The organism is Corynebacterium pseudotuberculosis (assembly GCF_002155265.1).
Taxonomy (GTDB): domain Bacteria; phylum Actinomycetota; class Actinomycetes; order Mycobacteriales; family Mycobacteriaceae; genus Corynebacterium; species Corynebacterium pseudotuberculosis.
In genome coordinates this window covers 426,358-453,092 of record NZ_CP021251.1, presented here as the reverse complement: position 1 = coordinate 453,092, position 26,735 = coordinate 426,358, and the positions used below count along the sequence as shown (strand labels likewise).

The window sequence follows — 26,735 nt, the reverse complement described above, 5'->3', positions numbered from 1 at the left end:
GCTGCGCCGCATCCAATCAACAAGAACTCTAGAATAGCCACCTTCACCCTTTGAGACATCCAGAGAAGACGACAGTTGTCTTCAATTCTTTCCCTACAAAGAGCGCCTCAAAACAGAAATATTTCTCCAGGAGTGCTGCAAGCCCTGTCCCATTAGAGAACAGAATGTCTCCACCACACGAAATATTCAATCAACAATCGACCGCACAATACCTGTGCCCCGATTGCGTTGCGACGGCAGAAAGCCACTCCTTCTAAACTCCCGCGCAGCAATAACGTCCTGCTATAGGGCATCGCGGCTAGACAGCCGACAAAGGGATGGGAAAGAATCATCGATTCTTTCCCACCCCCTTTAAGCTCAACCCAAATGAATTTATTCAAATATAAAGTCGATAAATTTAATGATGCGATGCATAAAGGGAGGAATATCATCTGAAAAACACAGGATTTCCCCACAAAGAAAACCAAAATAATAGAATCTTTGTTCCATAAAAATGCAACCAATCAATAGACAAAGCTGTACATTTTTCCCGACCTCAGCTACTGTCCCAGAGATAACCACATAAACCTTGAGGATTTTCATTTTCTCTCGAATCAAAATAGGATCTGAACAGCGCTAATATCGGCAATCTCCAGGGCCTGTACACGAAATTCGACCATTATGACGATCCCCACAGAGTTCAATGGGTTTACTGAGCTGTCTATAGATAAGCGATCTTCGGCTGGCGTCGAAAAGCTTGCCCGCTCACCCTCTTATTTTCATAACCTCGAACAAAATCTATTAAAGGAATCCACAATGAAACTGCGTCGCAGCCTCGCAATTATCGCCGCGTCTACACTTGCTGCAACAGGATTAGTCGCTTGTTCCTCCGATGCAAAGGATGGAACCACCACCATTAAGATAGGCACGACAGATTCCACAAAGAAGGCCTGGAGCGCCTTTGAGGACAAAGCCAAAGAAGCTGGGATCAAGCTCAGCATTGTCGATTTCTCCGATTACTCCACCCCCAACGACGCCCTCAACCAGAACCAAATCGACGTTAACCTCTTCCAGCACCTCAAATTCCTCGCAGAGTACAACACTGGAAAAGGCGCTGACCTCACGCCCATCGGAGCCACCGAGATTGTCCCACTGGCTTTGTTCTGGAAGGACCACGACTCTTTAGATGGCATCGAGGGCGAATCCATCGCTATCCCTAACGACTCCTCCAACCAGGGCCGCGCAATCAACGTGCTTGTCCAGGCCGGACTGCTCAAGCTCAAACACGATGGCATAGTCACGCCAGCGCCCGCAGATATCGATGAGGGAGCATCTAAAGTCAAGGTCACTCCCATTGATGCAGCCCAGACAACTGCCGCCTACGGCGAGGGCAAACCAGCCATCATCAACAACTCCTTCCTAGACCGGGCTGGCATTGATCCAAAGCTCGCCGTTTTCCAAGACAACCCAGAGTCCCAAGAAGCCGAGCCTTATATCAATGCCTTTGTAACCAAGGCCGACAAGAAAGATGACCCGAACATCAACAAACTGGTCGAGCTCTGGCACTCCCCCGAAGTCCAAGAGGGCGTCAAGGAAGATTCCAAGGGTACTTCTGTTGAGGTAAAGCGCTCTCCGGAGGAGCTACAGAAGATTCTTAAGCGACTCGAAGAAGCTCAAGGCAAGTAACATTTCTTACTTTTCGACGCCCACCCCACCGCTGGGGACAGGGCGTCTACGCCTTGTCAAGCCATAGACACCCAATACCGAGTAGACCGAGCTGTACAAAGTAGATCCACTCGACTACTCTGCCAGCGATAACAAGAATCAGCTGATCTTTCATCAATCGGCGAAAAGCATGCTTACTCAGCAATTGCGAAAAAGGAAGAAAATACGCGTCCATGAATATTCGTCACAGCATCGCGACCATCGCAGCGGCAGCCATCGCCGCTACCGGATTGGTCGCTTGTTCTTCGGACAGAATCGACGATTCTGTCCGAATCGGCACCACTGATTCCACGAAAAAGGCATGGACAGTTTGGAAGGACAAAGCCGCAGAAGCCGGCATCGCACTCGATGTCGTCGAATTCTCCGACTTCTCTACTCCTAACCAGGCTCTCAGCCAGAACCAGCTAGATGTGAATTTGTTCCAGCACTTAAAGTTCCTCGCAGAATATAACGTCAAATCTGGTTCCGATTTGGTCCCTGTTGGTTCGACCGAGATTATCCCACTCGCTCTGTTCTGGAAGGGACACGATTCGCTCGACGGAATTGAAGGAAATTCCGTCGCGATTCCCAATGACCCGACAAATCAAGCTCGTGCTTTGAACGTTTTGGTAGCAGCGGGATTGCTCAAGCTTAAAGACGGCAGCCCCGATCTTCCAGCACCGGCGGACATTGATAAAGAGCAGTCCAAGGTGTCTGTCACTCCGGTCGAGGCGGCATCAGCACCGGCAGCATATGGAGAGGGGAAACCTGCGGTCATCAATAATACGTTCCTTGATCGTGCGGGGATCGATGCCAAAACTACAATCTTCCAGGACGACCCTTCCTCTGCTGAGTCAGAGCCCTATATCAATGTGTTGGTGGCTAAAAAGGAGAACAAGGACGACCCTAGGTGGCAGAAGCTTATCGAGCTGTGGCACACCCCCGAGGTGCAGGACGCACTTGCAGAGGACTCAAAGGGAACCTCTGTGGAAGTCAAGCGTTCACCCGAGGAGTTACAGCAAATTCTGGATCGACTTCAAAAGCAATCCTAAAAGTTTGACACGCGATTTAACAGGCACGCGATTTAACAGCAGAAAGCATTTCCTATGAACGGAACCCGTATTGAGTTCGAAGACATCACCAAAGTCTTCAGCTCAGGTAAGAAAAATATCACCGCCCTGGACGGCGTCACGTTGACTGTCGAACCGGGAGAGATTCTCGGAGTCATTGGCTATTCCGGCGCCGGAAAATCAACCCTTGTCCGCATGATTAACGGTCTAGATTTCCCCACCTCAGGGCATCTACGTCTGGACGGTACCGACATCGTGGGTATGCCTGAGAAGAAACTCCGCAGCATTCGTGCTGGCATTGGAATGATCTTTCAGCAATTCAACTTGTTTACCTCTCGCACGGCTGCCGGAAATATCGAGTATCCGTTGAAGCTGGCGGGCGTCGATAAGCAGGAGCGTAAGAAGCGTGTCGACGAGCTTCTCACTTTCGTGGGGCTCTCTGATCGCGGCGGCAACTATCCTGAAGAGCTTTCGGGCGGACAAAAACAGCGCGTCGGCATTGCCCGTGCGCTTGCCAACAATCCAGCGCTTTTGCTTGCCGACGAAGCCACCTCAGCGCTCGACCCAGAAACCACGCATGAGGTCCTCGATCTTTTGCGTAAGGTCAATCGCGAATTAGGAATCACCATCGTCGTGATTACTCACGAAATGGATGTTATCCGCTCTATCGCAGATAAAGTCGCGGTCATGGAAAGCGGAAAAGTGGTCGAATACGGCAGTGTTTATGAGGTCTTTTCGCACCCGCAGACGCGCGTGGCCCAGCGCTTCGTCGCTACGTCGTTACGCAATACTCCCGATGCCATCGAATCGGAAGATCTTCTGGCGCACGAGGGCCGACTCTTTACGATCACGCTCTCCGAGGACTCCGGATTTTTCACAGCAGCGGCGCAGGCCAAGGACGCAGGGGCCGGGATCGGAATCGTTCACGGCGGCATCACTACGTTGCAGAAACATTCCTTTGGCAAAGTCACTGTCCGCCTCACCGGCCCTGACAACGTCATTGATAGCTTCTTCGATTATCTTTCCACCACTACCGACATCCAGGAGATCCAGCGATGACCACTCAGATCCTCGCCGCCAACTGGTCCCGACTCGGCGACACATTCACCTCCGCCATCGTGGATACCCTCATCATGGTATCGGTCACGCTCGTCGTCGGCGGTCTTCTCGGCCTTGCCCTCGGTATCCTGCTGTACACCACCCGGGCCGGCGGAATTCTTCACAATAAATTCATCTACACCATTATCAATATATTGGTGAATTTTGTTCGACCAATACCGTTTATCATCATGATTACGGCGTTTGGCCCCCTCACGCTGGCGGTGGTGGGAACAACCATTGGTCGCGAAGCCGCCATGTTCATCATGTCCATTGCAGCGACCTTCGCCGTTGCTCGCATCGTAGAACAAAATCTTGTCACAATTGACCCCGGCGTTATCGAGGCCGCTCGTTCCATGGGAGCGAGCCCCTGGAAGATCATCACGTCGGTGATCGTCCCCGAGGCCCTGGGGCCACTAGTTCTCGGCTATACCTTTATCTTTATCGCCATCGTGGATATGTCTGCAATGGCCGGTTATATCGGCGGCGGCGGTCTCGGAGACTTTGCCATCGTCTACGGCTACCGTGCTTATGATTGGGAGGTCACCTACGTGGCGACCTTCGTGATCATCCTCATCGTGCAGATTGCTCAGCTCTTTGGCAACTGGCTATCAAAGAAAATCATGCGGAGGTAGGAAGGAATCGTCGATTCTTTCCAGTGGGCGTCATATTTCCTTGTATGGCGCCCATTTTCTATCCCCATAATTCACTAGTGCATCTTGTGATCACACAGGGATGACCTGGAGCTGTATTTTCCCGCCGTAGCCTATCTCCGCTGTTGCACCACTGAATCAACAAACCAGGCCTTTCCTGTTGTGGGAGGGCTCCCGCAAGAGGCCACAACGCCTTCGACTTCCGCCTCATGCATAGACACGGCCCAAGAGCGGCCTCCTGACGCCTCGGTGATTAGGGAGGAATCGTCGATTCTTTCCCACACAAACTGCCCAAGTTGTGGTTTTTCGCCATTACTCGCTACGTGCTCTGCCACCGCGATCTCTGCTACCTGCCCCTCCGGCTCCCAAAGTCCTCGACCGCGACATCCAGGAAGAAAAAGTTCGCCGCGGCGTGCAGTGCGATAGAGTTCTTGCGACGCGACCTCATTAAGCCGACCCCAAGCGTATCCCCAAGGCATCAAAACCATAGATGGGGCAAAACGATGCCCTTTGGTATGGCTACACTCCCAAATGGGAGCTTCTGGGAAAGCCCTGCAGAGCGATGCCGCGATAGGTCGGCCTTTGATCGCACAGCAAGCGTCTCGCTTGGCATGGGTGCAAATAAGAAGAATCGGATCTTCAACCCGCACCGCCCCATTTTTTCCAGGTCCCGAAAGGTCCAAAGAACAGATATCTTCGGCCTTTTCTACCACTAGTGTTTCCGCTATTCCTACGGACCCGAATACTAAGTACACCGTTTTGAGCGGTTTATCCACGTGCCCAGCCCGCCCCGGCTTCCGGATCAAATAAAGCCCGACATCCAGTGCTTTAAGTTGTGAGGAAACTTCTGCAGTAAACGTCTTTCCGTCGAGAATGTCATGGCTCCATGCCCCAGTGTGCTCTAGCAACACATAGGTATCGCCCACTCTAGATGTTCCAGGTAAAGGCTCGATATGAACGTCAGAGCACAGGTCAGTCATGACCATTAGCGTACCGTGTAATTAAGTAAGGTGCAGCTAAGTCTTATCTATGCGTTTAGTGTCTGAAAACCGGTCACCCATTAAGAGACATCACATCTGATGCGTATCTCAATTTCACAACGATTAGCCGGATTATCGCCTCTAAGCTTCATTATGAGCACCTAGACACGTTACGGTAAAACACATGAATGAACATCCAGTTAGCAGTTGTTCTCGTTGGAAGCTGCCTGCTGCTGCATTTGCAGTTGCCCTAAGCATAACGGGACTAACCGCATGTTCTACAGATAAAGCTTCCGCCCCGACTGATGCTGTTGATTCAGCATCCACCCACTCGGATTTGCCTTCAGCACCTGCATCCTCGTCTAACGCAGGACTTACTCCTTTGGGCGATGCTAACAAGGAAGCCAAAACGCAGCGACCTGAAAAATCTGAATCCATCGTCACAGGCGTCCGAGTGGGACACCACGAGACTTTTGATCGTGTGGTGTTTAATATCGAGGGCTCCGGAAACCCCGGTTGGTTTGTAGACTACACTTCATCCCCCACTCAACAAGCAAGCGGCAAACCTATCCAGGTTCGTGGCAAGACGGCACTCAACGTCAACATTGATGGCACGCTGCTTCCTTTTGAGCTAGGCAAACAGGATCCGCGGATCGGTACCGTGCAAGGAGTTGGGAACATCACCGAGGTTAAAGCAGCCGGTACTGTAGAGGGCCGCTCACAATTTGTTATCGGTTTAGATGCCGAGCATCCTTATTCTGTGCAGATTGTCCCCAACCCCACACGCGTTGTAATCGATATCCGTTCACAGTCTTAGCGTCTAATCCAGGTCACGGGAATGTGCCCAGCGCGTAAGCGCGTGCCTATTCGACTGCTGCGTTTTCCGGAGAATATTCGAAGCATGCGTTTCGACAGTCTTGACCGAGATGAAAAGCTGCGCCCCAATTTCTTTATAGGTATACCCGCGGGCCAGTAACCGCAGCACCTCCAATTCTCTTCGGGTCAACGCATCCACTATCGGGTCAGAGACCTGCTTGCCCTCTTCTACTTCTCTGTCGGTCTCTGGTGAGTCGACAACCCCTGCTCCCATTGGATCAGGGCGCGCGAAAGCATCGAGCACAAAGCCCGCTAGTCGCGGAGAAAACACAGCATCGCCGGTGTGTACGCGCGTGATAGCGTCGATAAGCTCTGCTCCCGAAATGGTTTTTGTCACATAGCCTCTAGCTCCCGCCCGGATCACTGAAATCACGTCCTCAGCAGCGTCTGAAACGCTCAAGGCCAAAAAGCGCGCAGGGCTTGTGACCCCGCGCAACACTGCTACGCCGCCGCCGTCGGGCATGTGGACGTCGAGAAGCACCACATCAGGACGGGTTGCGTCGATATCCGCCACGGCCTCGCTCACTGTCCCAGCTTCCCCCACGATCTCCACGGCACCCCCAATCTCAGCGCGAACGCCCGCACGAAAGACAGAATGATCGTCAACGAGAAAAACCTTCATGTTCCTATTGTTTCTTGAACGGCATACGAATAGCTACCTCGGTTCCCGCAGAATTATGAATCTGCACGTCACCGCCAGCGCGTTTCACCCTGCCCAGGATAGAATCGCGAACTCCATGCCGACTCTCATCCACAGTTTCAAGATCAAACCCCGGCCCACGATCCCGCACAAAAATGGCCAACTCATCAAAGCACTCCGCATACACATCCGCAGAATCCTGCCCCGAATGCTTCGCGGCATTCACCATGGCCTCGCGCGCAGCCAACACCGCGGACTTCGTCGATGCTTCCAATGGTCGATCCTCCCCCACGATTACAGGCGAAATCGTTATAGCAAACATGTCTTCCACCTCACCACAGGCCCGCTCAATCGCTTTAAAAACAGTGGCGTCCTCTCGTGGGGAAAACAACCACTGTCGCAGTTCACGCTCCTGTCCCCTAGCTAATCGACGCACCTCCGGATCCTCCGACCGCTTCTGAATAAGAGCCAACGTTTGCAGCACCGAATCGTGGATTCTCGCTGCAATCTCTGCCCGCTCATCAGCAGCAGCCTTCTCCACCTGGCCCGCGTTCAGCTTCTGCACCACCCGCACCACAAACGGCGCCACCAACGCCGCCACTCCAGCCAAAGTAAGAACTACTGTGATCACAGCTGAACCAAAAAACTGTCGATCCTGCCATTGAACAGCAGCAAACAACACCCCCGCAAAAACTAACGACGCCCCCACGCCGATCATGACTACCGCATAATCAGAATTAATGCGGTCATATGCCAACCACGCCAACAGCACTCCAGCGCCAATGACGGCAAAAGCTGCCACTACACCCGAGGAAATACCGACCGATTTTCCAAAGAAACCCGAGACCCCAAACGCCCCAGCCAATGCGGCTATCGCAAGAAGTAAATTTGTGGGCTTCGCCCATGCCGATGTTTCAGAGGTCTTTCCGGAAAGAATCGACGATTCTTTCCGGAAAGACCTCGACGTTGTGAAGATCCACAAAGCTGCATAGACCATCACTCCCGCCCCATTGAGTAAAGCCAATGCTGCAAGACCGATCCGGACTTGCATCACGCTCAACCCAAAATATCTGGCTAAACCTGCTGCAACGCCTCCGATGACGTTATTATCACGGTCTCGGTAGAAAGGAGGATAAGCCTGTTGCATGCCTGTTATCTTCCCACAGCGTTTCTGATTCCCCATCAGGTGAAACCCGGATCTTTTTTAATTCAGGGTCTTCCCCGATGTGTATTCTCACATAACCCTTCACAATGGAAAGTATGAACGAGACACTTCATCAGATGTGGGACGCTCGCCCCGTGCGTTTACCTCGCGAACAAGGCAGTGAGGCAAAATTCTTGGGAGTTTGTGAGGGCATTGGAGTCCGCTACCAAATTGACCCAACCTTGGTGCGTATCTTTTTTGTTCTCTTCGCTTTTTTCGGCGGCGGCTTTCTGTTATATCTCATCGCTTGGTTGATAATGCCAAAATATTCTCTGGTTAAAGCGCCTGTCGATTTAACTTTGCATCAAGATGATTCCGTTAAAAATAGCAAAATCCTCCGTAGTGAGAGGAATACCGGGTGGATACTGATCCTCGTTATTTTTCTGATAATTTTTTCATCTAGTAGCTCAGGTACAGCATTCTTTAGGACAGGTTATTTTACCTCGTTCATCGTCTTCTTCCTCGCTTGGTATTTGTTGCACCAGCGCACTCCTGAACCTCCAGTGGGGCTGTTGCAACGGCATCCAGATAGCTCTGGGCCACAAGTAGACTTAAGTGCCTACAGTCCGATAGAAGGCTTTGATGCGCCGCTTGCTGCTCCACAACCACCCGCGTGGGATCCATTAGAAACCGCTCCTTTTGCTTGGGATCTCCCCGAGCCTGGTCCCGCGCCGCAGCAAAAGAAGCCTCGTAACCCTTTGATCAGAGGACTCGCATGGTTCGCTGGCGGCCTTGTTATTGTTGGAATAATCATCGCGGCTATGGCGGGAGCTCCGGAAAGAATCGACGATTCTTTCGGAGATATCGACGCACATCCTACAAACGCCGCACAACTTGCAGACTCCTATATTCTTCGCGCTGGCGACATCGACCTTGACCTCAGCCGCATGGCCGATTTAGACAAGCCTCGACACGTTCGCGTGCAAACAAAGATCGGCGACGTACACGTCAGATTGCCCCAAAATATACGCGTACAGGTCAGCTGCGGAACACGGATCGGTGATAAGCGCTGCTCCGAGGGGTTACATAATCCTGACGCTCAAGGAGAAACATTGAATCTGCGAGTAACCAGTGGCGTTGGTGACGTCACAGTTCAGTAGAAAAATTAAGAATCAAGTTGGGCTCGGATTTCTTCACAGAGGTTTCCGAGCTCATACCAGTCGGATTCGTCGATATGCTCAAGGCGGTAGTCCTCGGGGCTGAGGGCAAAATGCTTGAGTGCTATGGCAAGGGGGAGGATGCGCTCGGAGGTGGCGTCGATACGCATCATGCGATCGTGGGGACCACCGATGCGAGCAAGGTTAAAACGCCCGACTTTCTTCGACTCCAAGATCAACACTGAGAGGTCCAGGACCACTTGGAATGCTGAATCGAAGTGAAAGCCGGCGCCGTCGAGGGATGCCTCAGTGTAATTTCCGTGGAGTTCATCGAGGTTAAAGTCCTGGAAGATTTCCTCGACCGTGACCACTTCACTTTTGGAGCCCAGATACTGCGTTAGAGTGCGGCTATCGGCAGAATCGCCGAAGAATTTCCCCCAGTAGGTATCAATAATCATCGCAGTATCCTTCCTCGTGCGTTTGCTACACCCGTTTGCTACACCAGAGCCATCCTAGACCCAATTATGCAAAGTTACATCCGCGAAACGTATTAATAAACGCCAATGGCTACCGACAACCCGGTAGCCATTAGTCAGCGATTACTCCCACTCGATGGTTCCTGGGGGTTTGGATGTGCAGTCGAGAACCACTCGATTAACGTCTGGTACCTCGTTGGTAATGCGTGTAGAGATCTTCTCCAAGACCTCATAAGGCAAGCGTGTCCAGTCCGCAGTCATTGCGTCTTCTGAGGAAACCGGGCGCAGCACAATCGGGTGACCATACGTGCGACCATCGCCCTGGACGCCCACGGAGCGGACGTCGGCAAGCAAAACCACAGGACACTGCCAGATTTGATCGTCTAAGCCGGCAGCCGTGAGCTCGGTGCGGGCGATAAGATCAGCGGCACGCAAAGTCTCTAGGCGATCCTCGGTGACCTCACCGATAATACGAATGCCTAGACCGGGTCCTGGGAAAGGCTGGCGATTCACAATTTCCTCGGGCAAACCTAGCTCTCGGCCAACCGCACGAACTTCATCTTTGAAAAGCAGGCGCAGTGGCTCAACGAGCTTAAATTCTACGTCGTCAGGAAGACCGCCAACGTTGTGGTGGCTCTTGATATTCGCGGTACCCGCGCCTCCACCGGATTCAACAACATCTGGGTACAAGGTTCCCTGGACAAGGAAATCTACGCTCGATCCCTCGGGAGCGCTTTCCAGCACACCTGCAACAGCGCGCTCGAAGGAGCGAATAAATTCCGCACCGATAGCCTTGCGCTTTGCCTCCGGATCGGTAACGCCGGCCAATTTATTCAGGAATGCAGCTCGCTCATCAACCGTGACCAGCTTAGCGCCTGTCGACGCCACAAAGTCCTTTTCCACCTGCTCGCGCTCGCCGGCACGCAACAAGCCGTGATCCACAAAGACGCATGTGAGGCGATCTCCAATAGCGCGCTGCACCAACGCACCAGCTACCGCAGAATCGACGCCACCTGAGAGCCCACAAATGGCACGTCCCTCAGGGCCGACCTGCTCCCGAACCGCCTGAATAAGCTCTTCAGCGATATTTGCCGCAGTCCAATTCTGTTCCAGGCCTGCGATCTCCGTGAGAAAACGAACTAGGACTTCTTGTCCATGCGGCGAGTGCAGCACCTCGGGGTGATACTGCACGCCTGCCATGCGCTTTTCCGCACACTCAAATGCTGCCACCGGAGCGCCCTCCGAGTGGGCAGAAACGACGAATCCTTCCGGAGCTTGAGACACAGCATCGCCATGGCTCATCCAAACCTTATGGGCCTTTTCTAATCCGTCGTGCAGTATTCCACCATCGACGATCAACTCGGTGCACCCGTATTCGCGATTCCCTGTGTTGGCAACGGTTCCCCCAAGTGCGTGGGTCATCGCCTGGAATCCATAACAAATACCAAAGACAGGGATCCCTAATTCCAGCAACGCTGGGTCAAGAGACGGCGCCCCGGTCTCATAGACGGAGGAAGGCCCACCCGATAAGACTAACGCCGCAGGATTTTTGGCTTTGATTTCTTCAACAGTAGCGGTATGCGGAACCACTTCAGAGTAGATCTTTGCTTCACGGACGCGCCGAGCAATGAGCTGCGCATACTGAGCGCCAAAATCGACGACTAGTACCGGATTATGTTTTTGGGGAGTTTGCTGTGTCACGCTGCCTACACTACCGCATGGACCAGGTACCTAGATATCGGGGCTTAGCAACAAGAAGCTTTAACCCAAGTGCACATGCGGATGTGGTTTCCCATCTTTATTAGCGCGTCTAATTATCTCGTGGACTACCACTGCGTTTTGGCCTTTGCCAATAGCCAGATACCGCAGCATATCCCGCACAGGAGAGCCTGGAGACCAGGAGAAGTACAAGTCCACATTCCCACGATGATGCAGGTCTGTGGCAAGAGCCGCGATAGCATTAGGGACCGCAGCAGCTTCTGTCCGAAGAATCCGATGATCCCCGCATACGTGTCCCGTGACCATAAGCGCTGAGTTAAATTCGCTGGCGTCGCGTACTCCTACCTCCAAAAAGATAACGGATTGAAGATCCGGAATATGGTTACGGGTACGAACTTCATGCTCTTTGCGCTCGTATTCAGCTGGGTCCGCAGCGCCTAAGGAATGCGCAATGATCGCGAAGGGACCACACGCAGAATCTATAATGCGCAGTGCCTTCTCGTCATAAGCAATAATAGGGCTCCGAAGCTCAAAAGCCCTTCTCATTCGGGAAGCCACAGATACCACGATGATCGCCACGATAAACCAAAAAGCCACTTTAAGCCCCTCGGGGCGCACAACCATATTGGTTACTGTTGTATAACCCAATACCAAGGTCACTAGACCATAAGCGTAGGGCTTCCATCGCGGGCCAACCTTACGCCGAGCATCCGCAGCAGATGATAGTGTGACCGCCAATGCCCCAGATAATAAAAGAACCAGGACACCCGTAGCGTAGGCTCCGGATTGTTTATCCACGTTTGCTCTAAAAATTATAGCTACAGCAAAAGTAATAACGGCCACCACTTTGACCATCGGGCGCGTTTTAACCACCCATGCAGGGGCCATACCGTAACGCGGCAGATAGCGCGGAATCAGATTAATCATGCCGGCCATGGCTGAGGCGCCCGCAAACCACAGGATCACCACGGTTACCAGGTCATAAGCACCGCCGAATAGCGGGCCAAACTGCTCGTGGGCAAGGTATGCGAGAGCGCGTCCGCTGGCGGGGCCGGTGAGTGCCTCCGCGGGGACAAGCAGAGTCACCACAATCGATGAGGTTATGAGGAATACGCTCATAATGGACGCAGCTACGAGAAGCAGCTTCCGGCCAGCGCGCACTCTACCAGCGCGGCCTTCCGCACCGCCGTCGATCTGGGGTAACACTGCCACACCTGTTTCAAAGCCGGAAAGGCCCAGCGCAAGTTTGGGGAAAACGAGCAGCGCAACGAGGGCAATACTCAACGGTTGCGGGTGCGCCACGAGGACAGAATGCCACCAGTTCTCCACCGTGGAAGGGTGCGAGCCGATACGGATAAGCCCTGCAAGCACGATAACGAAAGTCAGAAACAAATAGACACTGACTAAGACCACAGATACCCTGATCGCCTCGGTAAAACCTCGATAAAAGACCAACGCTAGTGACGCCAACATTGCGATCGTAAGTGGGATTGTCCATGGGCTAGAAGTCGTGTGTAGCAGATGCGCTGTGGCGTCTGAAGCCGACAAAGTCATGGTGATGGTGAAGTCCGTTGCGGCAAAGCCGAGCAGGACGAGGATAAGGAACTTCCCTTTCCATCCATGCACAAAGTGGGAAAGCACGGCGATGGATCCCTGTCCGTCTGGCGATTCTCGCGCGATGCGTCGGTAAACAGGTACCGCGCCCAGCATCGTCACTGCAACGAGAACCAGCGTGGCGATGGGCGCCAACACCCCTGCAGCAACAACCGCTATGCCGGGCTGGTAACCGAGCGTGGAGTAATAATCCACGCCAGTCAAACACATGACCTTCCACCAAGGGTGTTTGGTGGCTGGGGACTCCTGTAAACGGCGATCCCTCTTGACCAAATGCGTCATGGAAGACAGTTCTACGCCTAGGAGCCCTCAAGACCAATAGCTATAATTGTATGATAAATCACTATTTTGTGCTTTCTAGGTTCATTGCTTATCGACGCCACCATAAAACGCCGGCCCTCCAATAAAGGAAGACCGGCGTTATGTGGGAAAGAATCGACGATTCTATCGGATCGTCAACTCAACTTTTTGGAAGCTCTTTAAATCCGTGTAGCCACACTTAGCCAGAGCTCGCTTTAGACCGCCAACAAAATTTTCTTCACCGAACACATTTGCCGATGGACCATGCAAAACGACTTCTAGGCTGACACGCTCCGTAGTTGGGATAATTCCAACGGTCCCCACAATGCCCCGTGGGAACCGAGGATGAGCTGCAGCCGAGGGCCAGAAGAGGCCTTTCCCTGCGGCTTCAGTAGCCCTAGCAAGAGGCTCCCCTAGGATGACGGCATCAGCACCGCATGCAATAGCCTTGACGGCCTGCCCCGAGTTATTGATGTTTCCATCTGCGATCACGTGAACGTAACGTCCTCCGGTCTCATCGAGGTAGTCACGGCGTGCTGCGGCCACGTCTGCGATTGCAGTGGCCAAGGAATCATCGATACCTAAGGCGAGGTCGTTGGTGTTGGAGCCACCGCCGGCGATAATGCCGACCGCGCCAGCTCGCATGAGGTGAAGCGCTGTGGTGTAATCACTGACACCACCAGCGATTACTGGCACGTCAATTGAACCGATGAATTCTTTGAGATTAAGTGGTTCACCACTCGTCTCTACATATTCAGCGGAAATGATAGTCCCCTGGATGATAAGCAGATCCACTCCAGCTTTGATCAACAAAGGCGCAAGCTCGCGACATTTTTGCGGTGATACTCGCACTGCAACAACTGCGCCGGAGTCACGCACCTGAGCAATCCGCTCAGTAAGCAGGTCTTTATCCAATTCCGCGGCATGAAGTTCCTGCAGTTTCTTGGTCGCTCTGCCAAATGATGCTAGATCGAGCTCATCTTGGCCGTGAGCTTCCACGATCTCTTTAATCACCGAGTCCAGGTCCTCATGGCGGCCCCATAGGCCCTCCGCGTTGATTACGCCAAGTCCACCTTGTTTATCCATCTCGATGACAAATTCAGGGCTTGCCAGCGCGTCGGTGGGATGAGACATGAATGGAACTTTGAAGGTATAGGCATCAATATGCCAGGTAGTATCCACATCTTTGGAGGAACGTGTTCGACGCGCTGGTACGACCGCGATGTCATCGAGGTCGTAGGTGCGGCGGGCCTCACGGCCAATTCCAATTTCGACGTAATCACGCATGATGAAGATGAGCCTTCCCGGTTGTAATTAGTGGTAGTTAGGTGCTTCAACTGTCTGCTGAATGTGATGCGGGTGTGATTCACGAAGCCCAGCAGAAGTAATTTGGACGAAGCGCGCGTTCCACAAATCGTTTATGGTAGCCGATCCGGTGTAGCCCATGGATGCGCGTAGACCGCCTACTAGCTGATGAGTGATGGCCTCGATGGAGCCACGGAATGGGACGCGTCCTTCGATTCCTTCCGGAACAAGCTTGTCTTCGCTCTTCACATCTGCCTGGAAATACCGGTCTTTAGAGTAAGAGCGCTTCTCACCGCTGAGGCCACGGCCCTGCATTGCCCCCATGGACCCCATGCCACGGTAGCGTTTGTACTGTTTTCCGCCCACGACGACGATCTCTCCGGGGGCCTCTGCAGTTCCTGCCAACATTGAGCCAAGCATCACAGAGGACGCTCCTGCTGCCAGTGCTTTTGCAAGATCGCCGGAGAATTGCATGCCACCATCTGCAATGATTGGCACGCCCGCTGCATGTGCGGGAACAGAAGCTTCCATAATCGCGGTGATCTGGGGTGCGCCTACACCTGCGACAACGCGAGTTGTGCATATCGAGCCAGGCCCAATGCCAACCTTGATTGCGTCGGCACCTGCCTCAATCATGGCTTTTGCTGCTGAACGAGTAGCAAGGTTTCCACCAATAACGTCGACGCGGTCTCCCCATTCCTTCTTAACACGAGAAACCATGTCTAGAACGCCGCTAGAGTGCGCGTGCGCGGAGTCGACAACGAGCACGTCCACGCCTGCGTCGACAAGCGCCCCGGCACGAGTCCAGGACTCCTCCCCCACTCCGATGCCAGCGCCGACGAGCAGACGACCTGTGCTGTCCTTAGAAGCGTGAGGATACTGCTCGGTCTTAACAAAGTCTTTCACCGTAATCAGTCCGACAAGCTTTCCTTGCTTATCGACGATCGGCAGCTTCTCCACCTTGTTAGCACTTAACAGGTTCAACGCCTGTTGCTTTGTTACGCCTTCTTCTGCCACAACAAGCGGCATCCGGGTCATAATCTCCGAGACTTTAATGCTGAAGTCTTGCTCAAAGCGCATATCGCGGTTAGTGCAGATTCCCAAAAGGGTCCCGTTGTCATCGACTACCGGTAAACCGGAGATTCGGAAGCGTGCGCATAAAGCGTCTACCTCCGCGATGCTCATATCGGGGGAACATGTAACTGGGTCTGTCACCATACCGGATTCAGAGCGCTTCACTGTCTCTACGTGTTGAGCCTGTTCCTCTATGGAAAGGTTACGGTGCAAAACACCCATGCCGCCTTCGCGGGCCATAGCAATCGCCATGCGCGACTCTGTAACCGTATCCATGGCTGCAGAAATGATCGGGATGTTCAGCGATATGTTGCGGGTGAGCTGCGTAGATGTAGACACTTCACTCGGAATGACGTCAGATGCGTCTGGGAGAAGGAGAACATCATCAAATGTCAGGCCAACGAGAGCCACTTTGTCTGGGTTGTCGCCACCAGTAGATACGCGCTGCTGCGTCATCTATGTACTCCTACCAAAGGTAAATATGTGACCGCTGTGGGTGCATGCATTCGAAAAATGGGCGTTTTCACGCTCTACCTAGACTAACCCCTACCAGCATTTTGTAGGAATCCACAGGTGGAATCGCAGATGCTTGCCCATGCTTAGACAGATCAATATGGTTAAGCACGTGAACTTTGACTGGCAAATGCCCCGCGACCCCTTCGCTGATGATCCGAACGATCCTGCCTCGTTCTTAGATGAAGACGAGCCATTACCTCCGCTCAGCGAGGCTGAGAAAAGGCATATAGAAGAAGACCTACGGCTGGTTCAGCGGTTTAAAAAAGTCCTACAGCCCCGCGTGGCATCAACGGAATTTTCTTCCTCTGCGAAGACTGCAACGAGGAACACTATTACGACTGGGACATCATGATGGAAAACATCCGTGCCACTCTCAACGGAGAGCTCAGCCCAGTCCACGAACCAAGTCTCAATCCCAACCCCCAGGCCTATGTTCCCTGGGATTATTGCTTAGGATATCTAGACGGGCTCGAGGCTCCCCGCTTCTTTTAACAGCAGCCCCGCTCTAGTGGGCTTGAGAGTGCTCCGGCTGCGGCAGCTCAAACGCGGGGGTAAGCGAAGGAGTCGAGGCCACAGGCGAAGTACTTGAGGTTGCGGAACGATCAGTACTTGGAGCCGTTGACGTAGAACGCGCCGGGGTAGGTTCCACAGTCACGGTTTCAGTCACTGTGGTGGTCATAGTAGTAACCACAGTTTCAGAGGAGGCTTCCGGTTCAGCTGGCGGAGGTACCGGAGCTACGTTGCTGCCGCGTTCGGCCTCTTTGATTCTTTCCTCAGCTTGCGCACGGTCACGCGCATTAAGCATATTGACCAGCTCTCGAGCCTGCTCCAGCAGCTGGCGTGCGCCTTCCTTATCGCCCTTTGCGTTGAGATCATTTGCCTGGTCCAGCTTTGAGGCAAGGGCTACAACGGCTTCAGTGTTTGTTGTTTGTCCAAAGAACTTTTGATTCAACGCATATAACGCAGAACCTTCGCCTGCGTTATAGATAGCGGTGCCACCACCAGCAATGATGAGTGTTGCTGCCGCTGCGCCAACCAGGGCATGGGCAAAAGCATTATTCCATCTACGGCGAGGAAGCTCGATCACCTTGGCCGCGGGAGCGTCGATAAGCTGGGAAGAATCCACGGATTCGTTTGTCACTGGAGCTAGCTCCCCTGTAGGAAACTCCTCCGCCGAACCAAGGCCGAGCATCGCCAGTGTAGGAGCCTGTGGGACGTTCGTTTGAATCTCAGCGCGCGCATCCAAGAACAACCGAGCCAACGGGTCCTGCCCATCGGTCGGGTCAACGCCCTGAGACAGGTGCGTTAGAAACTGATCGTCTGCCCGCAACTGTTCAACAGATTGCGCGGCCTCGACCCCGTCTCTCGCCCAACGGCGTTCTGTCATCCTTAGTTCTCCTGCTCTAATGCCTTGCGCAATGTGGCAAGTGCCCGATGCTGCGCTACTCGCACCGCACCTGGTGTGCTTCCAACAATCTCAGCTGTTTCTTCAGCCGAGAGCCCCACAAAAACTCGAAGAGTAATAATCTCGCGAGGCTTATCACCTAGTAAATCGAGAAGTTCCTTAACTCTGTTACTACCGGCCGCTACCAGCGCAAACGATTCCGGTGTCTCGAGTTCTACCTCGGTTTCTGGAACGTCTTCCGTGGGGTTGGCCACATCACGGGAATACGCCCGGTGGGCATCAGCGACTTTGTTGGAAGCGATGCCATACACAAAAGCCATAAAAGGCTTGCCCTGATCCACAAATTTGCTTATCGACGTAGCCACAGCCAAGCAAATTTCCTGAGCCACGTCCTCCGGGGTGGGGTGTCGCCCGCCACTCAGACGAATGCGCGCGTAGCTCAATACCTTCGGGTAAATGATGGAGATAACTCGTTGCAGCGACCGAGAATCACCCCCGGCAGCGCGCGGTACGAGACTTGAGAGTTCAGTCTCTGTTTCGGCCACTGCTAGCCCTTTCTCTTCCATCATTCGCATTTAGAATCGGACCGTCTAAGCACGATCATCGGCAGTACTTGCAGCCCGAATCAGAATTACCGAATTGTCCAACGATACAAAAAGTAAATAATACCTGGGACATAGCCTCAGTTATCAACTTTAGTGGTAGCGGCGGTTCTGGAAAGAATCGACGATTTTTTCCAGAATTTTCCCTCTCTTCCCTCCGCGTCCATGCCTTGTTTACTTCACGCCCGCACAATCAAAAACGCAGCTTCCTCATGTTCAGAGTCTGCTTTTCTACCCACCACATACCATTGATATAAGGAATTACCCTTCATATGAACAACACCGACCTATTACCGGCTCCACAAACCCAGTTATGGGATTGGCAATTGCACGGAGCATGCAGGGGAACCCAGTCGGAAATTTTTTATCACCCCGAGGGCGAACGGGGTCTGGCTAGACGGTCCCGTGAACGCCAGGCAAAAGAAATTTGTTCCTTGTGTCCGGTGCTGAGGAATTGCAGGCAACATGCTCTCCAATACGCTGAACCTTATGGAATATGGGGAGGTCTTTCCGAATCGGAACGCGCAACAATGCTATCGAGGAGGTACGGCTAAGCCACAACTTGTTCAAAGAGCCATCATCCAATTGCCGTGAATAGCAAAAGTCCCGAGCATGGACAGAAAACCAACGCTCGGGACTCTTTGCATTTTCTAGTGGTGATGGTGGTGGTGATGCCCACCAGCCTGTGGCTTAGCCTCAACAGGCTTCTCCACAACAGATGCCTCGGTGGTCAGAACCATCCGGGCAACGGAGGTTGCGTTCACCACTGCAGAGTGGGTGACCTTTACAGGATCAATAATGCCCTGTTCAATCAGGTTCCCGTACTCCAAAGTTGCAGCGTTGAAGCCTTCCCCGTTAGGCAAATCAGCGATCTTAGAGACCACAACTGCACCGTCGAGACCTGCGTTGTCGGCGATCCAATAAGCAGGCTTGCTCAAGGCATTGGCCAAAGCGTTGACGCCGACCTTAGCGTCGCCTTCAAACTCTTCGGCGTATACGCGCAGTTCCTTCGCAATCTGCACAAGCGCGGAGCCACCGCCCGCGATAACGCCCTCCTGAGCCGCTGCACGGGCAGCATTGATGGCGTCTTCGACACGCAGTTTACGCTCGGAGACCTCGGTTTCCGTGGCTGCACCGACTTTAATCACAGCGACGCCACCAGAGAGCTTGGCCAGGCGCTCCTCAGCTTTTTCACGATCCCAGCTGGAGTCCGTGTTTTCGATCTCGCGACGGATTTGTTGACGGCGATTCTCCACCGCCTCGGAAGTTCCCGCGCCATCCACGATGATGGTCTCGTCTTTGGTTACAGTGACGCGACGAGCGGTACCAAATACCTCGACGCCCGCTTCATTCAGGTTAATGCCCACCTCTGGGTCCACCACGGTGGCATTAGTAACCACTGCGAGGTCGTCCATGAATGCTTTACGACGCTCACCAAAATACGGAGACTTCACGGCAACAGCGCGCAGCGTCTTCCGGATGGAGTTCACCACGAGAGTCTGCAGAGGCTCACCCTCTACGTCTTCCGCGATGATAAGAACCGGCTTGTTCGCTTCGACTGTCTTTTCCAGCAAAGGCAGGAAGTCCGGCAGCGAGGAGATCTTATTCCGTACGAGGAGAATGTACGGATCATCTAGCTCGGCTCGTTGAGAGTCGGTGTCGGTGATGAAGTACGGAGATAGGTAGCCCTTGTCAAAGGACACTCCTTCGGTCACATCAAGGTAGGACTCGATGGACTGAGACTCTTCAACCGTTACCACACCGTCCTTGCCCACTTTTTCCATTGCTGCGGCGACCATGTCACCGATCTCAGCATCGCGAGAAGAAACAGTGGCTACGTTGGCAATGTCTGCGGCAGAGGCTACTTCCGCTGCACGCTCGCCTAGCTTCTCCACGGCTTTATCAGCTGCCGCAAGGATGCCTCGGTTCAGCTCAACAGGATTAGCTCCAGCTGCAACGTTGCGCAAGCCCTCTGTAATAACTGCTTGGGCCAGCAGCGTTGCGGTGGTGGTGCCGTCGCCAGCAATATCGTTGGTCTTTACGGCCACCGATTTCACAAGCTGTACGCCGAGGTTTTCAAAGCGATCCTCAACGTCAATTTCGCGGGCGATAGTCACGCCATCGTTGGTAACCGTGGGGCTACCAAAGGCTTTTTCCAGTACCACGTTGCGTCCACGGGGACCAAGCGTTACTTTCACCGCATTAGCCAGCGTGTCCACACCCTTCAGGATGCCTTCACGGGCTTCCTGGTTGAATGCAATCAGCTTTGCCATAGATAGTCGCCTTACTTCTCAATGATCGCGAGAACGTCGCGAGCGTTGAGTAGGAGGTATTCCTCACCGTTGTACTTCAGCTCGGTTCCGCCGTACTTGGAGAACACAACGGTGTCGCCCTCCTTGATGTCCATAGGAACCCGGTCATCGCCGTCAAAACGGCCAGGACCTGCTGCAACAACTACACCTTCTTGTGGCTTTTCCTTAGCGGAATCTGGAATAACCAGGCCAGATGCAGTGGTGGTCTCTGCCTCGCTGATCTGGACAAGAACGCGGTCCTCAAGGGGCTTGATGTTGACGTTAGCCACGATATACCTTCCGTAAAATGAAGTTTCTCTTTGTGCCGGTTGCGAGAATTCCAGCACAGCCGTCGTCGCGGGTGAACAACTGTGTGAGTACAACCTACTGGCACTCTACCCCTGCAAGTGCCAGCACTCAACAAAGTTATCTGCCAGCGAACTCCCCTGCTCTACGTAGCCGCATACACAAGCGGAATCTCTACTTCCAACGAGGTATCAGTACCAATACGTAACCCCGACTGTGGGGCACCCTCGTGAATGAGCTGCGCCGCCACAGCGGCAATCATTACTCCATTATCCGTACATAACTTAAAGCGCGGGACGCGAAGCTCAATGCCCGCAGTTTGGCATCGCGCTGCAGCTAACTCTCGCAATCGTGAATTGGCTGCGACACCGCCGCCCAAAAGCAGAACCTTGGCACCGGTGTCCTGGCAGGCAAGGATCGCCTTGTGCGTTAGCACGTCACACACTGCTTCTTGAAAAGAAGCACATACATCTTCAACGCTGATCACGCTCTGCTCGCGTTCCGCCTTTTCCACGTAGCGCGCCACTGATGTCTTTAGCCCAGAGAAGGAAAAATTGTAACGATGCTCACCGCGTAGATCGTCGGCACGCGAAAGTCCTCGGGGAAAGCGAATCGCTTTGCGGTTACCTCGCGCGGCGAGCTTATCTATCACAGGTCCGCCTGGATATCCCAAGCCGAGCAGCCGTGCAACCTTGTCGTAGGCTTCCCCGGCGGCGTCGTCAAGCGTAGAACCCAATTCCTTCATCGGTTTACCCACCGCTTGAACTTCCAGCAGTTGGGAATGCCCGCCCGATACCAAAAGCGCAATGGAATGAGGAAGCTCCTCGCCCTCCAAATTGGCCACTGCCACATGTCCACCCAGGTGGTTTACCCCATAAAAAGGCACGTCCCACGCCGCCGCATAGGCCTTTGCTGCGGAAGCCCCCACCAGCAGAGCACCGGCGAGCCCCGGCCCCACGGTCGCGGCCACTGCATCAGGCTTATCGACGCCCGCCGCATCCAATGCCTGCCGCATCACCGGCACCATCGCCTCAAGATGCGCCCTAGAAGCAATCTCAGGAACCACGCCGCCAAAACGCGCATGCTCTTCCATGGAGGAGGCCACTGCGTCGGCCAGTATCCGCATGCTTCCGTCAGGCGAAAGCTCAATAATGCCCACGCCGGTCTCGTCACACGACGATTCGATGCCAAGGACAATCATATTATTTTCCACTCTCTTCATTGCTTTCCACAGCGGATGGCGTTCGCATCATCACATAGGCATCCGCGCCTGAGGGCTGATAATAGTTTTTCCGAACCCCTTGTCGCTCAAAACCATACGACTCATACAAACGTATGGCGGGCTCATTTGTTGTCCGTACTTCTAGGAAAACCGGCCCCGCGGCACGATCCGCCACAAACGTTATGTTGTCCATCATCAAACGAGCCACCCCCTGACGTTGAAACTGAGGATCCACCCCAATGGTATGAATTTCAAACTCGGGGTCATGGGCCGGTCCCAGCATTGCCAAGCCCGCATATCCAAGTATGAGGCCTTTCTCAAGCGAATCCACAACTGCAATATATAGCGTGTGCGGATGATTTATCGCCGCACGCAGGTCCTCTACCGACCACGGATTTTCCTCGGAAAAAAGGAGCGTTTCTAATTCCGCGCACCGTGGCGCATCGGCAGCAGTTAGTTCGCGGAGAAACACTTAGATTTCCACCTTCGGGATGGCCGAAGACCTTGGCTTTGGGGCCGGTTCTTTCGCATCCGGACGGCGCAAATACAACGGTTCTAAAGGCTCAGGAGTCTGCGAAAAATCAGCAACAGCAACAAGGCATTCCGGCAAAGGACGCAAATTTACCTGAGGTACGTCCCTCAGGGGGCCGGGAAGCAGTTGCCCTAATTTTTCGGGGATGGAGACCGTCGAGATTCTGGAAGGAATCGACAATTCTGCCGGAGCAACAATGCCTGGACCCATCGTTCTCACGCCGTCTGAGTAGAGCGACCAATAGATCTCTTTGCGCCTTGCGTCCGTGGCAACAAGAGCTTGCCCGTCAAGTTGGTTTGCAATTGCATCGTGAGTGCATACACCGTGCACAGGAATACCAAGAGCATCACCAAAGGCTGCCGCAGTTACCATCCCTACCCTAAGGCCGGTAAAAGGCCCCGGCCCACAGCCGACCACAATGCGGTCGATATCAGCGAACTTTTGCCCTGATTCTTCTAAAATCTCCACGACAGTGGGAGTCAGCAGCTCATTATGCTGCCGACTATCCGTCAAAATCCGTTGCGCAACAACAACCCCAGTGTCTGTATCCGAGGGAACTCGGACGAGTCCGACTATGAGATCTGGGGTGGCGGTATCCAAAGCAAGAACAAGCACGCTTAAGAAGCGTAGTCGCTTCTTAAGCGTGCTTGTTACAAAGACCTAGTTCTTCATCGGCTTAAACCTACAGAGCCCTAGCCCTGAGCTGCCAAATTCTGAAAGATCAAGCTATTTTTAGTGGCCGGTTCCAATTTTCCACACGCCGTCTTGCTTAATAAACGGGATCAGGGAAGAAGTCTCAAAACCACCCTGCGGGCCAACGGAGCATACATCGATCTCATTACGATTGAGCTGCTCAAAACGAATGTCTCCGTCGCCGCTCGCCATCACAATGTAGTTCACGTCCTCGGGCACTTGGCCGCCATTGAGATGCAAATCGGTGGTATCAATACCATAGTTTTGAGCGATGCTCTGCTCAGTAGCGCCGGGACAGATCATTGCGCCAGCCACCCACTCCGGACCATAGAGATCGCTTAAAGATAGCGCAGTGACGTGGACATTAGAACTACCAATTTTGTGCAGGGTGCTTTCCAAAGCGCCTTCTTTGTTGGTAGTCCCGCTCCGACCATGTGCCATGGCGATCATCGCGATGATAACTACGAGAAAGGCAACGATAATAGCGGCAAATAGGCCACGGGCAAGTTTGTTCATGGGCTCGTAATGCTCCTGGATTGCACAATAGGGGTGGGTCAACCGTTATGGAAGCCTCTTGAGCTAAAACCGTACTACGTTGAGAGCATAAACCACTGCACCGACTGAGTTTTCCATGAGCGTAAGCAGCCCCGCATCCGCTGTAATAGCAAACAGACACGGGGCGTGCGGGGATAAACTCGTTTCTTAGAGCAGCAGAAGCAAAAGCATCTGGCTAGCCACGATTTTTCCGATCATGGCTGTTGGGTACACCGTAGCGTAGCCACGCGTAGCCAATTCCGTGCCGGTTTGTCCGTTCAGGTAGGAAATGATCGCCGGGTTTGTAGTTACACCAGCAGCCACCCCCATGGCCTCATCCCATTTGAGTTTAAGCAACGGCATACATACCGCGGCGGTAATCAAGGCAGAAGCCAAGGTAACCACAAAACCTGCCGCAATAAGTTTTAGTGAAGACGGATCTGTCAGCGCGTGGCGGAAGCCAACGCCTGCCGACGTCCCCACGCCAGCAAGGAAAATCGCCAAACCAAAAGTACTGATCGTGCGATTCGCATGGTACGGCAAAGACCAGCGAATCGGACCCGTACGGTGCATGGCCCCCAGGATTAAGCCGACCACAATAGGACCACCGCCAAAACCCAAGGACAAGGTATTTCCGCCAGGCAGCGGAATCGGAATAGCCCCGATCAGCAGGCCTAAGGACAAACCGATGGCAAAAGGAAGCAAATCTACGTCGGCAAGCTGACGTTCCGAGTCACCAAGAAAACGACGCACCTCACTCATCCGATTCTTCGGCGCGATCACGCGTACGCGGTCAGAATAGTGCAAGACATCATCCGCCTCTGGAACAACCTCAGCATCGCCGCGGCGCAACCTAGCGATGATAAAACCAGAGCGCACAGTGTCTAGCTCAGAGATTTTCCGCCCCACTACGTGTTTGCTAGAAACCGTCACCCGCAAATATTCAAGGTCGGTATCTTCAATCTTTACTTCTACAGGCGCGCCAAGCTTGGCGATCGCCCGGTCCAATGCTTCAGTCGTGCCGTTGATAACCAGCACCATGCCCTCAAAAAGTCGATCGTTGGGATCCGCAAGCGAATGAAAACTATCGGAATGCACCACGCGGGTAGCAATAATTTCTTCGCCCACTATCGATGGAAGCTGAGCGATAGTTCCCGTGATCCTCGGGCCGATGCGCACGCCGGTCCACTCCAGGGGATCCATGACCAGGCCCTCTTCCTCTGCATCCTGGGTATGGTTAACCTTCAACACACGAGCACCAATCGCAGCAACCAAGATCGAACCAATAACGGCACCGGGATACGCCAACGAATACCCCACCACCGGTTCTGCTACGAGGGAATCGTCGATTCCTTCCAGAATCGCTACCATTGCGGCCATACCAGGAGTAGAAGAAATAGCCCCCGCAAACATACCTGCTCCCGCAGCGCGCGAACCAAGGTCAAATGTGGTGATAAGGGCATAAGAGATCCCCATAAGCACCACCAGTAGACCAATCACATACAGGGTGAGCTTCCAACCACGATGCCTAAACTCTGCGAAGAAAGCAGCACCGGCGTTCAAGCCTATGGCATACACGAACATCGCAAGACCCAGCTGGAAAATTAGTGGGGGCAATTGCAGAGCTGGATGAATAGTGGAAAGGGCGAGTGCGACAAAGAGGACGGCCGCAGCGCCGAGAGAAATGCCGAATAGGCGGATCTTCCCCAGAGCTAATCCCAACGCGAGGATGAGGACCAGAGTGATAAGGGGTTGCGTCGCAAGATAATCGAGCACGGCGCTTCGAGACTCCAATCTGAAGATACAAGGACTTGTTCCTCGCGCAGAACCAGGTGCGATCGCAGCATGGCTACGCCCACTTTCCCCACGGAAGCGTTTATCCCCGGTGTTTGAACAACTGGCCTAGTTTTTGGGCAGCACAAGAATTTAAGGAATCGTGGGGAAGCCAAAAATTCAGGAGCCGATAAAAACGAGAGTCGTTAGCTGAAAGCAACAACCATAAAATTGTTGAGCTGTAACCTCAGCATTCTTGTACACGGGGATTCACTCGGATCCGTCATGTCTGCGCAAGACCACGGATTTTTCCAGGTGCATGGTTTCTGCTCGTGAACAGACAACATTGTTATATGGGTTATCTAAAAACACAATTCCGTCACACTGTTTGTCGGCTGTGATCAGACGCCTCGGTCACAACATGTCTAATGTGATGAGCCGAGCCCCGTGCTGCATCCTGTTGAGGGTCTATAAGAAATCCGAAGAGCTAAAGAAAGAACCCCGTTGAACTGGTAATACGCAAATCAATCAACGATTGATGCGGTTAAGAAACTATCTTTTCCCAGCGGATGATCCGGGCCTCTGAATCGGGATTTTCCATATGGGCTGTGGTTCGATCGATGGATATCCGCAGGTAGGAGTCAGAAATCTGTTCTACAAGATCCCCTCCCCACTCTGCTACCACCACGGCATCTTCGAGTTCTGTCTCCAAATCCAAAGAGTCCAATGCGCCAATGGGATCAGCGGCCCCCGCGGTTTCGTCGATAAGTCTGTACGCATCAACATGAATGAGCGTGGGTCCCCCTATAAGAGACTTATGCTCGCGGGCAATAACAAAAGTAGGCGAGGTAATACGCCCTTTGACCTGGAGTCCTTTGGCTAGCCCTTGGGTGAAGGTGGTCTTGCCAGCTCCAAGGGGCCCGTCCAAAATAAGCACGTCTCCCGGTTCCAAAGCAGCCCCCAGCTGCTCTGCCAAAGCCTGAGTGTCAGCAGGAAGCTCAAGGCGGCGCTCGCCGCTGGAAGGAAAAGAATCTCTCATACTTAGTGTGTCTCCTCTGACACTAGGGAAGTC

At 53.3% G+C, this 26,735-nt stretch carries 25 protein-coding genes and 1 pseudogene; 8 read left to right on the top strand and 18 right to left on the bottom strand.

All coding sequences use genetic code 11. From position 1 onward, the window contains the following. Window positions 1-795 precede the first annotated feature (795 nt). The 4 genes from CpATCC19410_RS02245 to CpATCC19410_RS02230 all read left to right on the top strand — a co-directional run bounded on the left by CpATCC19410_RS02245 (window position 796) and on the right by CpATCC19410_RS02230 (window position 4,486). Window positions 796-1,665, top strand: a complete 870-nt coding sequence (locus CpATCC19410_RS02245; protein ID WP_014366558.1) for a MetQ/NlpA family ABC transporter substrate-binding protein — start codon at window positions 796-798, stop codon at window positions 1,663-1,665. Window positions 1,666-1,877: 212 nt separating this feature from the next. Further along, window positions 1,878-2,735 carry a MetQ/NlpA family ABC transporter substrate-binding protein gene (locus CpATCC19410_RS02240; RefSeq protein WP_013241295.1) on the top strand — a complete coding sequence of 286 codons (858 nt, stop codon included), beginning with the start codon at window positions 1,878-1,880 and terminating at the stop codon, window positions 2,733-2,735. 54 nt (window positions 2,736-2,789) lie between these two features. After that, a complete protein-coding gene (locus tag CpATCC19410_RS02235; RefSeq protein ID WP_013241294.1) occupies window positions 2,790-3,812 on the top strand; it encodes a methionine ABC transporter ATP-binding protein in 1,023 nt (340 codons plus the stop codon). After that, entirely contained in the window at window positions 3,809-4,486 is a 678-nt protein-coding gene (locus tag CpATCC19410_RS02230) for a methionine ABC transporter permease (protein WP_013241293.1), read from the top strand. Before CpATCC19410_RS02235 ends, CpATCC19410_RS02230 begins: the two co-directional genes overlap by 4 nt. A 131-nt stretch (window positions 4,487-4,617) precedes the next feature. On the opposite strand, the gene CpATCC19410_RS02225 is transcribed toward CpATCC19410_RS02230, so the two are convergent. Continuing rightward, window positions 4,618-5,490 carry a sucrase ferredoxin gene (locus CpATCC19410_RS02225; protein WP_013241292.1) on the bottom strand — a complete coding sequence of 291 codons (873 nt, stop codon included), beginning with the start codon at window positions 5,488-5,490 and terminating at the stop codon, window positions 4,618-4,620. A gap of 178 nt (window positions 5,491-5,668) precedes the next feature. On the opposite strand from CpATCC19410_RS02225, the gene CpATCC19410_RS02220 reads away from it, so the two are divergent. Further along, entirely contained in the window at window positions 5,669-6,301 is a 633-nt protein-coding gene (locus CpATCC19410_RS02220; protein ID WP_013241291.1) for an AMIN-like domain-containing (lipo)protein, read from the top strand. A 3-nt stretch (window positions 6,302-6,304) separates the two neighbouring features. Here CpATCC19410_RS02220 and CpATCC19410_RS02215 read toward each other — a convergent pair whose 3' ends face one another. After that, window positions 6,305-6,982: a LuxR C-terminal-related transcriptional regulator gene (locus tag CpATCC19410_RS02215; protein WP_013241290.1), complete on the bottom strand. Its 678-nt coding sequence runs from the start codon at window positions 6,980-6,982 to the stop codon at window positions 6,305-6,307. A gap of 4 nt (window positions 6,983-6,986) precedes the next feature. Next, window positions 6,987-8,147: an ATP-binding protein gene (locus tag CpATCC19410_RS02210; protein ID WP_014401008.1), complete on the bottom strand. Its 1,161-nt coding sequence runs from the start codon at window positions 8,145-8,147 to the stop codon at window positions 6,987-6,989. A gap of 104 nt (window positions 8,148-8,251) precedes the next feature. Here CpATCC19410_RS02210 and CpATCC19410_RS02205 point away from each other — a divergent pair, with 104 nt between their 5' ends. Next, a complete protein-coding gene (locus CpATCC19410_RS02205) occupies window positions 8,252-9,304 on the top strand; it encodes a PspC domain-containing protein (RefSeq protein ID WP_013241288.1) in 1,053 nt (350 codons plus the stop codon). A 5-nt stretch (window positions 9,305-9,309) separates the two neighbouring features. On the opposite strand, the gene CpATCC19410_RS02200 is transcribed toward CpATCC19410_RS02205, so the two are convergent. The 5 genes from CpATCC19410_RS02200 to guaB form a co-directional block, all read right to left on the bottom strand. After that, on the bottom strand, window positions 9,310-9,759 hold the full coding sequence (locus tag CpATCC19410_RS02200; protein ID WP_013241287.1) for an imm68 putative immunity domain-containing protein: 450 nt from the start codon (window positions 9,757-9,759) through the stop codon (window positions 9,310-9,312). Window positions 9,760-9,900: 141 nt separating this feature from the next. Further along, a complete protein-coding gene (gene guaA / locus CpATCC19410_RS02195) occupies window positions 9,901-11,478 on the bottom strand; it encodes a glutamine-hydrolyzing GMP synthase (RefSeq protein WP_013241286.1) in 1,578 nt (525 codons plus the stop codon). A 60-nt stretch (window positions 11,479-11,538) separates the two neighbouring features. Continuing rightward, window positions 11,539-13,392 carry an APC family permease gene (locus CpATCC19410_RS02190; protein ID WP_014401007.1) on the bottom strand — a complete coding sequence of 618 codons (1,854 nt, stop codon included), beginning with the start codon at window positions 13,390-13,392 and terminating at the stop codon, window positions 11,539-11,541. A 162-nt stretch (window positions 13,393-13,554) separates the two neighbouring features. Next, window positions 13,555-14,697, bottom strand: a complete 1,143-nt coding sequence (locus CpATCC19410_RS02185) for a GuaB3 family IMP dehydrogenase-related protein (RefSeq protein ID WP_013241284.1) — start codon at window positions 14,695-14,697, stop codon at window positions 13,555-13,557. 27 nt (window positions 14,698-14,724) lie between these two features. Continuing rightward, entirely contained in the window at window positions 14,725-16,245 is a 1,521-nt protein-coding gene (guaB, locus tag CpATCC19410_RS02180; protein WP_013241283.1) for an IMP dehydrogenase, read from the bottom strand. Between the two features lie 139 nt (window positions 16,246-16,384). On the opposite strand from guaB, the pseudogene CpATCC19410_RS02175 reads away from it, so the two are divergent. Then, a pseudogene (locus CpATCC19410_RS02175) lies at window positions 16,385-16,797 on the top strand (DUF5319 domain-containing protein). 13 nt (window positions 16,798-16,810) lie between these two features. Here the strand turns inward: CpATCC19410_RS02175 and CpATCC19410_RS02170 are convergent. Together CpATCC19410_RS02170 and CpATCC19410_RS02165 are read right to left on the bottom strand one after the other, a co-directional pair. Continuing rightward, a complete protein-coding gene (locus CpATCC19410_RS02170) occupies window positions 16,811-17,692 on the bottom strand; it encodes a hypothetical protein (RefSeq protein ID WP_013241280.1) in 882 nt (293 codons plus the stop codon). A 2-nt stretch (window positions 17,693-17,694) separates the two neighbouring features. After that, window positions 17,695-18,285 (bottom strand): sigma-70 family RNA polymerase sigma factor, encoded by a 591-nt coding sequence (locus tag CpATCC19410_RS02165; protein WP_013241279.1) that lies wholly within the window; start codon window positions 18,283-18,285, stop codon window positions 17,695-17,697. A 299-nt stretch (window positions 18,286-18,584) separates the two neighbouring features. Between CpATCC19410_RS02165 and CpATCC19410_RS02160 the strand changes: the two genes are divergently transcribed. Then, window positions 18,585-18,866 carry a WhiB family transcriptional regulator gene (locus CpATCC19410_RS02160; protein WP_038615729.1) on the top strand — a complete coding sequence of 94 codons (282 nt, stop codon included), beginning with the start codon at window positions 18,585-18,587 and terminating at the stop codon, window positions 18,864-18,866. A gap of 96 nt (window positions 18,867-18,962) precedes the next feature. Here CpATCC19410_RS02160 and groL read toward each other — a convergent pair whose 3' ends face one another. The 8 genes from groL to tsaE all read right to left on the bottom strand — a co-directional run bounded on the left by groL (window position 18,963) and on the right by tsaE (window position 26,702). Next, a complete protein-coding gene (groL, locus tag CpATCC19410_RS02155; RefSeq protein ID WP_013241276.1) occupies window positions 18,963-20,585 on the bottom strand; it encodes a chaperonin GroEL in 1,623 nt (540 codons plus the stop codon). Window positions 20,586-20,596: 11 nt separating this feature from the next. Then, window positions 20,597-20,893: a co-chaperone GroES gene (gene groES, locus CpATCC19410_RS02150; protein WP_004566891.1), complete on the bottom strand. Its 297-nt coding sequence runs from the start codon at window positions 20,891-20,893 to the stop codon at window positions 20,597-20,599. A 161-nt stretch (window positions 20,894-21,054) separates the two neighbouring features. Beyond that, window positions 21,055-22,110 (bottom strand): tRNA (adenosine(37)-N6)-threonylcarbamoyltransferase complex transferase subunit TsaD, encoded by a 1,056-nt coding sequence (gene tsaD, locus CpATCC19410_RS02145; protein ID WP_014300485.1) that lies wholly within the window; start codon window positions 22,108-22,110, stop codon window positions 21,055-21,057. Window position 22,111: 1 nt separating this feature from the next. After that, window positions 22,112-22,603, bottom strand: a complete 492-nt coding sequence (rimI, locus tag CpATCC19410_RS02140; protein ID WP_013241274.1) for a ribosomal protein S18-alanine N-acetyltransferase — start codon at window positions 22,601-22,603, stop codon at window positions 22,112-22,114. Further along, the gene (gene tsaB / locus CpATCC19410_RS02135; protein ID WP_014401002.1) at window positions 22,604-23,278 is read right to left on the bottom strand and encodes a tRNA (adenosine(37)-N6)-threonylcarbamoyltransferase complex dimerization subunit type 1 TsaB; all 675 of its coding nucleotides are present in this window, start codon (window positions 23,276-23,278) and stop codon (window positions 22,604-22,606) included. It lies immediately after the preceding gene. A 117-nt stretch (window positions 23,279-23,395) separates the two neighbouring features. After that, on the bottom strand, window positions 23,396-23,872 hold the full coding sequence (locus CpATCC19410_RS02130) for a hypothetical protein (protein WP_013241272.1): 477 nt from the start codon (window positions 23,870-23,872) through the stop codon (window positions 23,396-23,398). Between the two features lie 186 nt (window positions 23,873-24,058). After that, window positions 24,059-25,666 carry an aspartate:alanine exchanger family transporter gene (locus CpATCC19410_RS02125; RefSeq protein WP_013241271.1) on the bottom strand — a complete coding sequence of 536 codons (1,608 nt, stop codon included), beginning with the start codon at window positions 25,664-25,666 and terminating at the stop codon, window positions 24,059-24,061. Window positions 25,667-26,207: 541 nt separating this feature from the next. Beyond that, a complete protein-coding gene (gene tsaE / locus CpATCC19410_RS02120) occupies window positions 26,208-26,702 on the bottom strand; it encodes a tRNA (adenosine(37)-N6)-threonylcarbamoyltransferase complex ATPase subunit type 1 TsaE (protein WP_014300484.1) in 495 nt (164 codons plus the stop codon). Window positions 26,703-26,735: the final 33 nt, after the last annotated feature.

What these genes read in the sequence shown, in the direction of transcription:
- CpATCC19410_RS02245 (WP_014366558.1), top strand. Translation starts at nt 796, where the DNA reads ATGAAACTGCGTCGCAGCCTCGCAATTATCGCCGCGTCTACACTTGCT.
- CpATCC19410_RS02240 (WP_013241295.1), top strand. Translation starts at nt 1,878, where the DNA reads ATGAATATTCGTCACAGCATCGCGACCATCGCAGCGGCAGCCATCGCC.
- CpATCC19410_RS02235 (WP_013241294.1), top strand. Translation starts at nt 2,790, where the DNA reads ATGAACGGAACCCGTATTGAGTTCGAAGACATCACCAAAGTCTTCAGC.
- CpATCC19410_RS02230 (WP_013241293.1), top strand. Translation starts at nt 3,809, where the DNA reads ATGACCACTCAGATCCTCGCCGCCAACTGGTCCCGACTCGGCGACACA.
- CpATCC19410_RS02225 (WP_013241292.1), bottom strand. Translation starts at nt 5,490, where the DNA reads ATGGTCATGACTGACCTGTGCTCTGACGTTCATATCGAGCCTTTACCT.
- CpATCC19410_RS02220 (WP_013241291.1), top strand. Translation starts at nt 5,669, where the DNA reads ATGAATGAACATCCAGTTAGCAGTTGTTCTCGTTGGAAGCTGCCTGCT.
- CpATCC19410_RS02215 (WP_013241290.1), bottom strand. Translation starts at nt 6,982, where the DNA reads ATGAAGGTTTTTCTCGTTGACGATCATTCTGTCTTTCGTGCGGGCGTT.
- CpATCC19410_RS02210 (WP_014401008.1), bottom strand. Translation starts at nt 8,147, where the DNA reads ATGCAACAGGCTTATCCTCCTTTCTACCGAGACCGTGATAATAACGTC.
- CpATCC19410_RS02205 (WP_013241288.1), top strand. Translation starts at nt 8,252, where the DNA reads ATGGAAAGTATGAACGAGACACTTCATCAGATGTGGGACGCTCGCCCC.
- CpATCC19410_RS02200 (WP_013241287.1), bottom strand. Translation starts at nt 9,759, where the DNA reads ATGATTATTGATACCTACTGGGGGAAATTCTTCGGCGATTCTGCCGAT.
- CpATCC19410_RS02190 (WP_014401007.1), bottom strand. Translation starts at nt 13,392, where the DNA reads ATGACGCATTTGGTCAAGAGGGATCGCCGTTTACAGGAGTCCCCAGCC.
- CpATCC19410_RS02185 (WP_013241284.1), bottom strand. Translation starts at nt 14,697, where the DNA reads ATGCGTGATTACGTCGAAATTGGAATTGGCCGTGAGGCCCGCCGCACC.
- guaB (WP_013241283.1), bottom strand. Translation starts at nt 16,245, where the DNA reads ATGACGCAGCAGCGCGTATCTACTGGTGGCGACAACCCAGACAAAGTG.
- CpATCC19410_RS02170 (WP_013241280.1), bottom strand. Translation starts at nt 17,692, where the DNA reads ATGACAGAACGCCGTTGGGCGAGAGACGGGGTCGAGGCCGCGCAATCT.
- CpATCC19410_RS02165 (WP_013241279.1), bottom strand. Translation starts at nt 18,285, where the DNA reads ATGCGAATGATGGAAGAGAAAGGGCTAGCAGTGGCCGAAACAGAGACT.
- CpATCC19410_RS02160 (WP_038615729.1), top strand. Translation starts at nt 18,585, where the DNA reads ATGAACAACACCGACCTATTACCGGCTCCACAAACCCAGTTATGGGAT.
- groL (WP_013241276.1), bottom strand. Translation starts at nt 20,585, where the DNA reads ATGGCAAAGCTGATTGCATTCAACCAGGAAGCCCGTGAAGGCATCCTG.
- tsaD (WP_014300485.1), bottom strand. Translation starts at nt 22,110, where the DNA reads ATGATTGTCCTTGGCATCGAATCGTCGTGTGACGAGACCGGCGTGGGC.
- CpATCC19410_RS02130 (WP_013241272.1), bottom strand. Translation starts at nt 23,872, where the DNA reads ATGAACAAACTTGCCCGTGGCCTATTTGCCGCTATTATCGTTGCCTTT.
- tsaE (WP_014300484.1), bottom strand. Translation starts at nt 26,702, where the DNA reads ATGAGAGATTCTTTTCCTTCCAGCGGCGAGCGCCGCCTTGAGCTTCCT.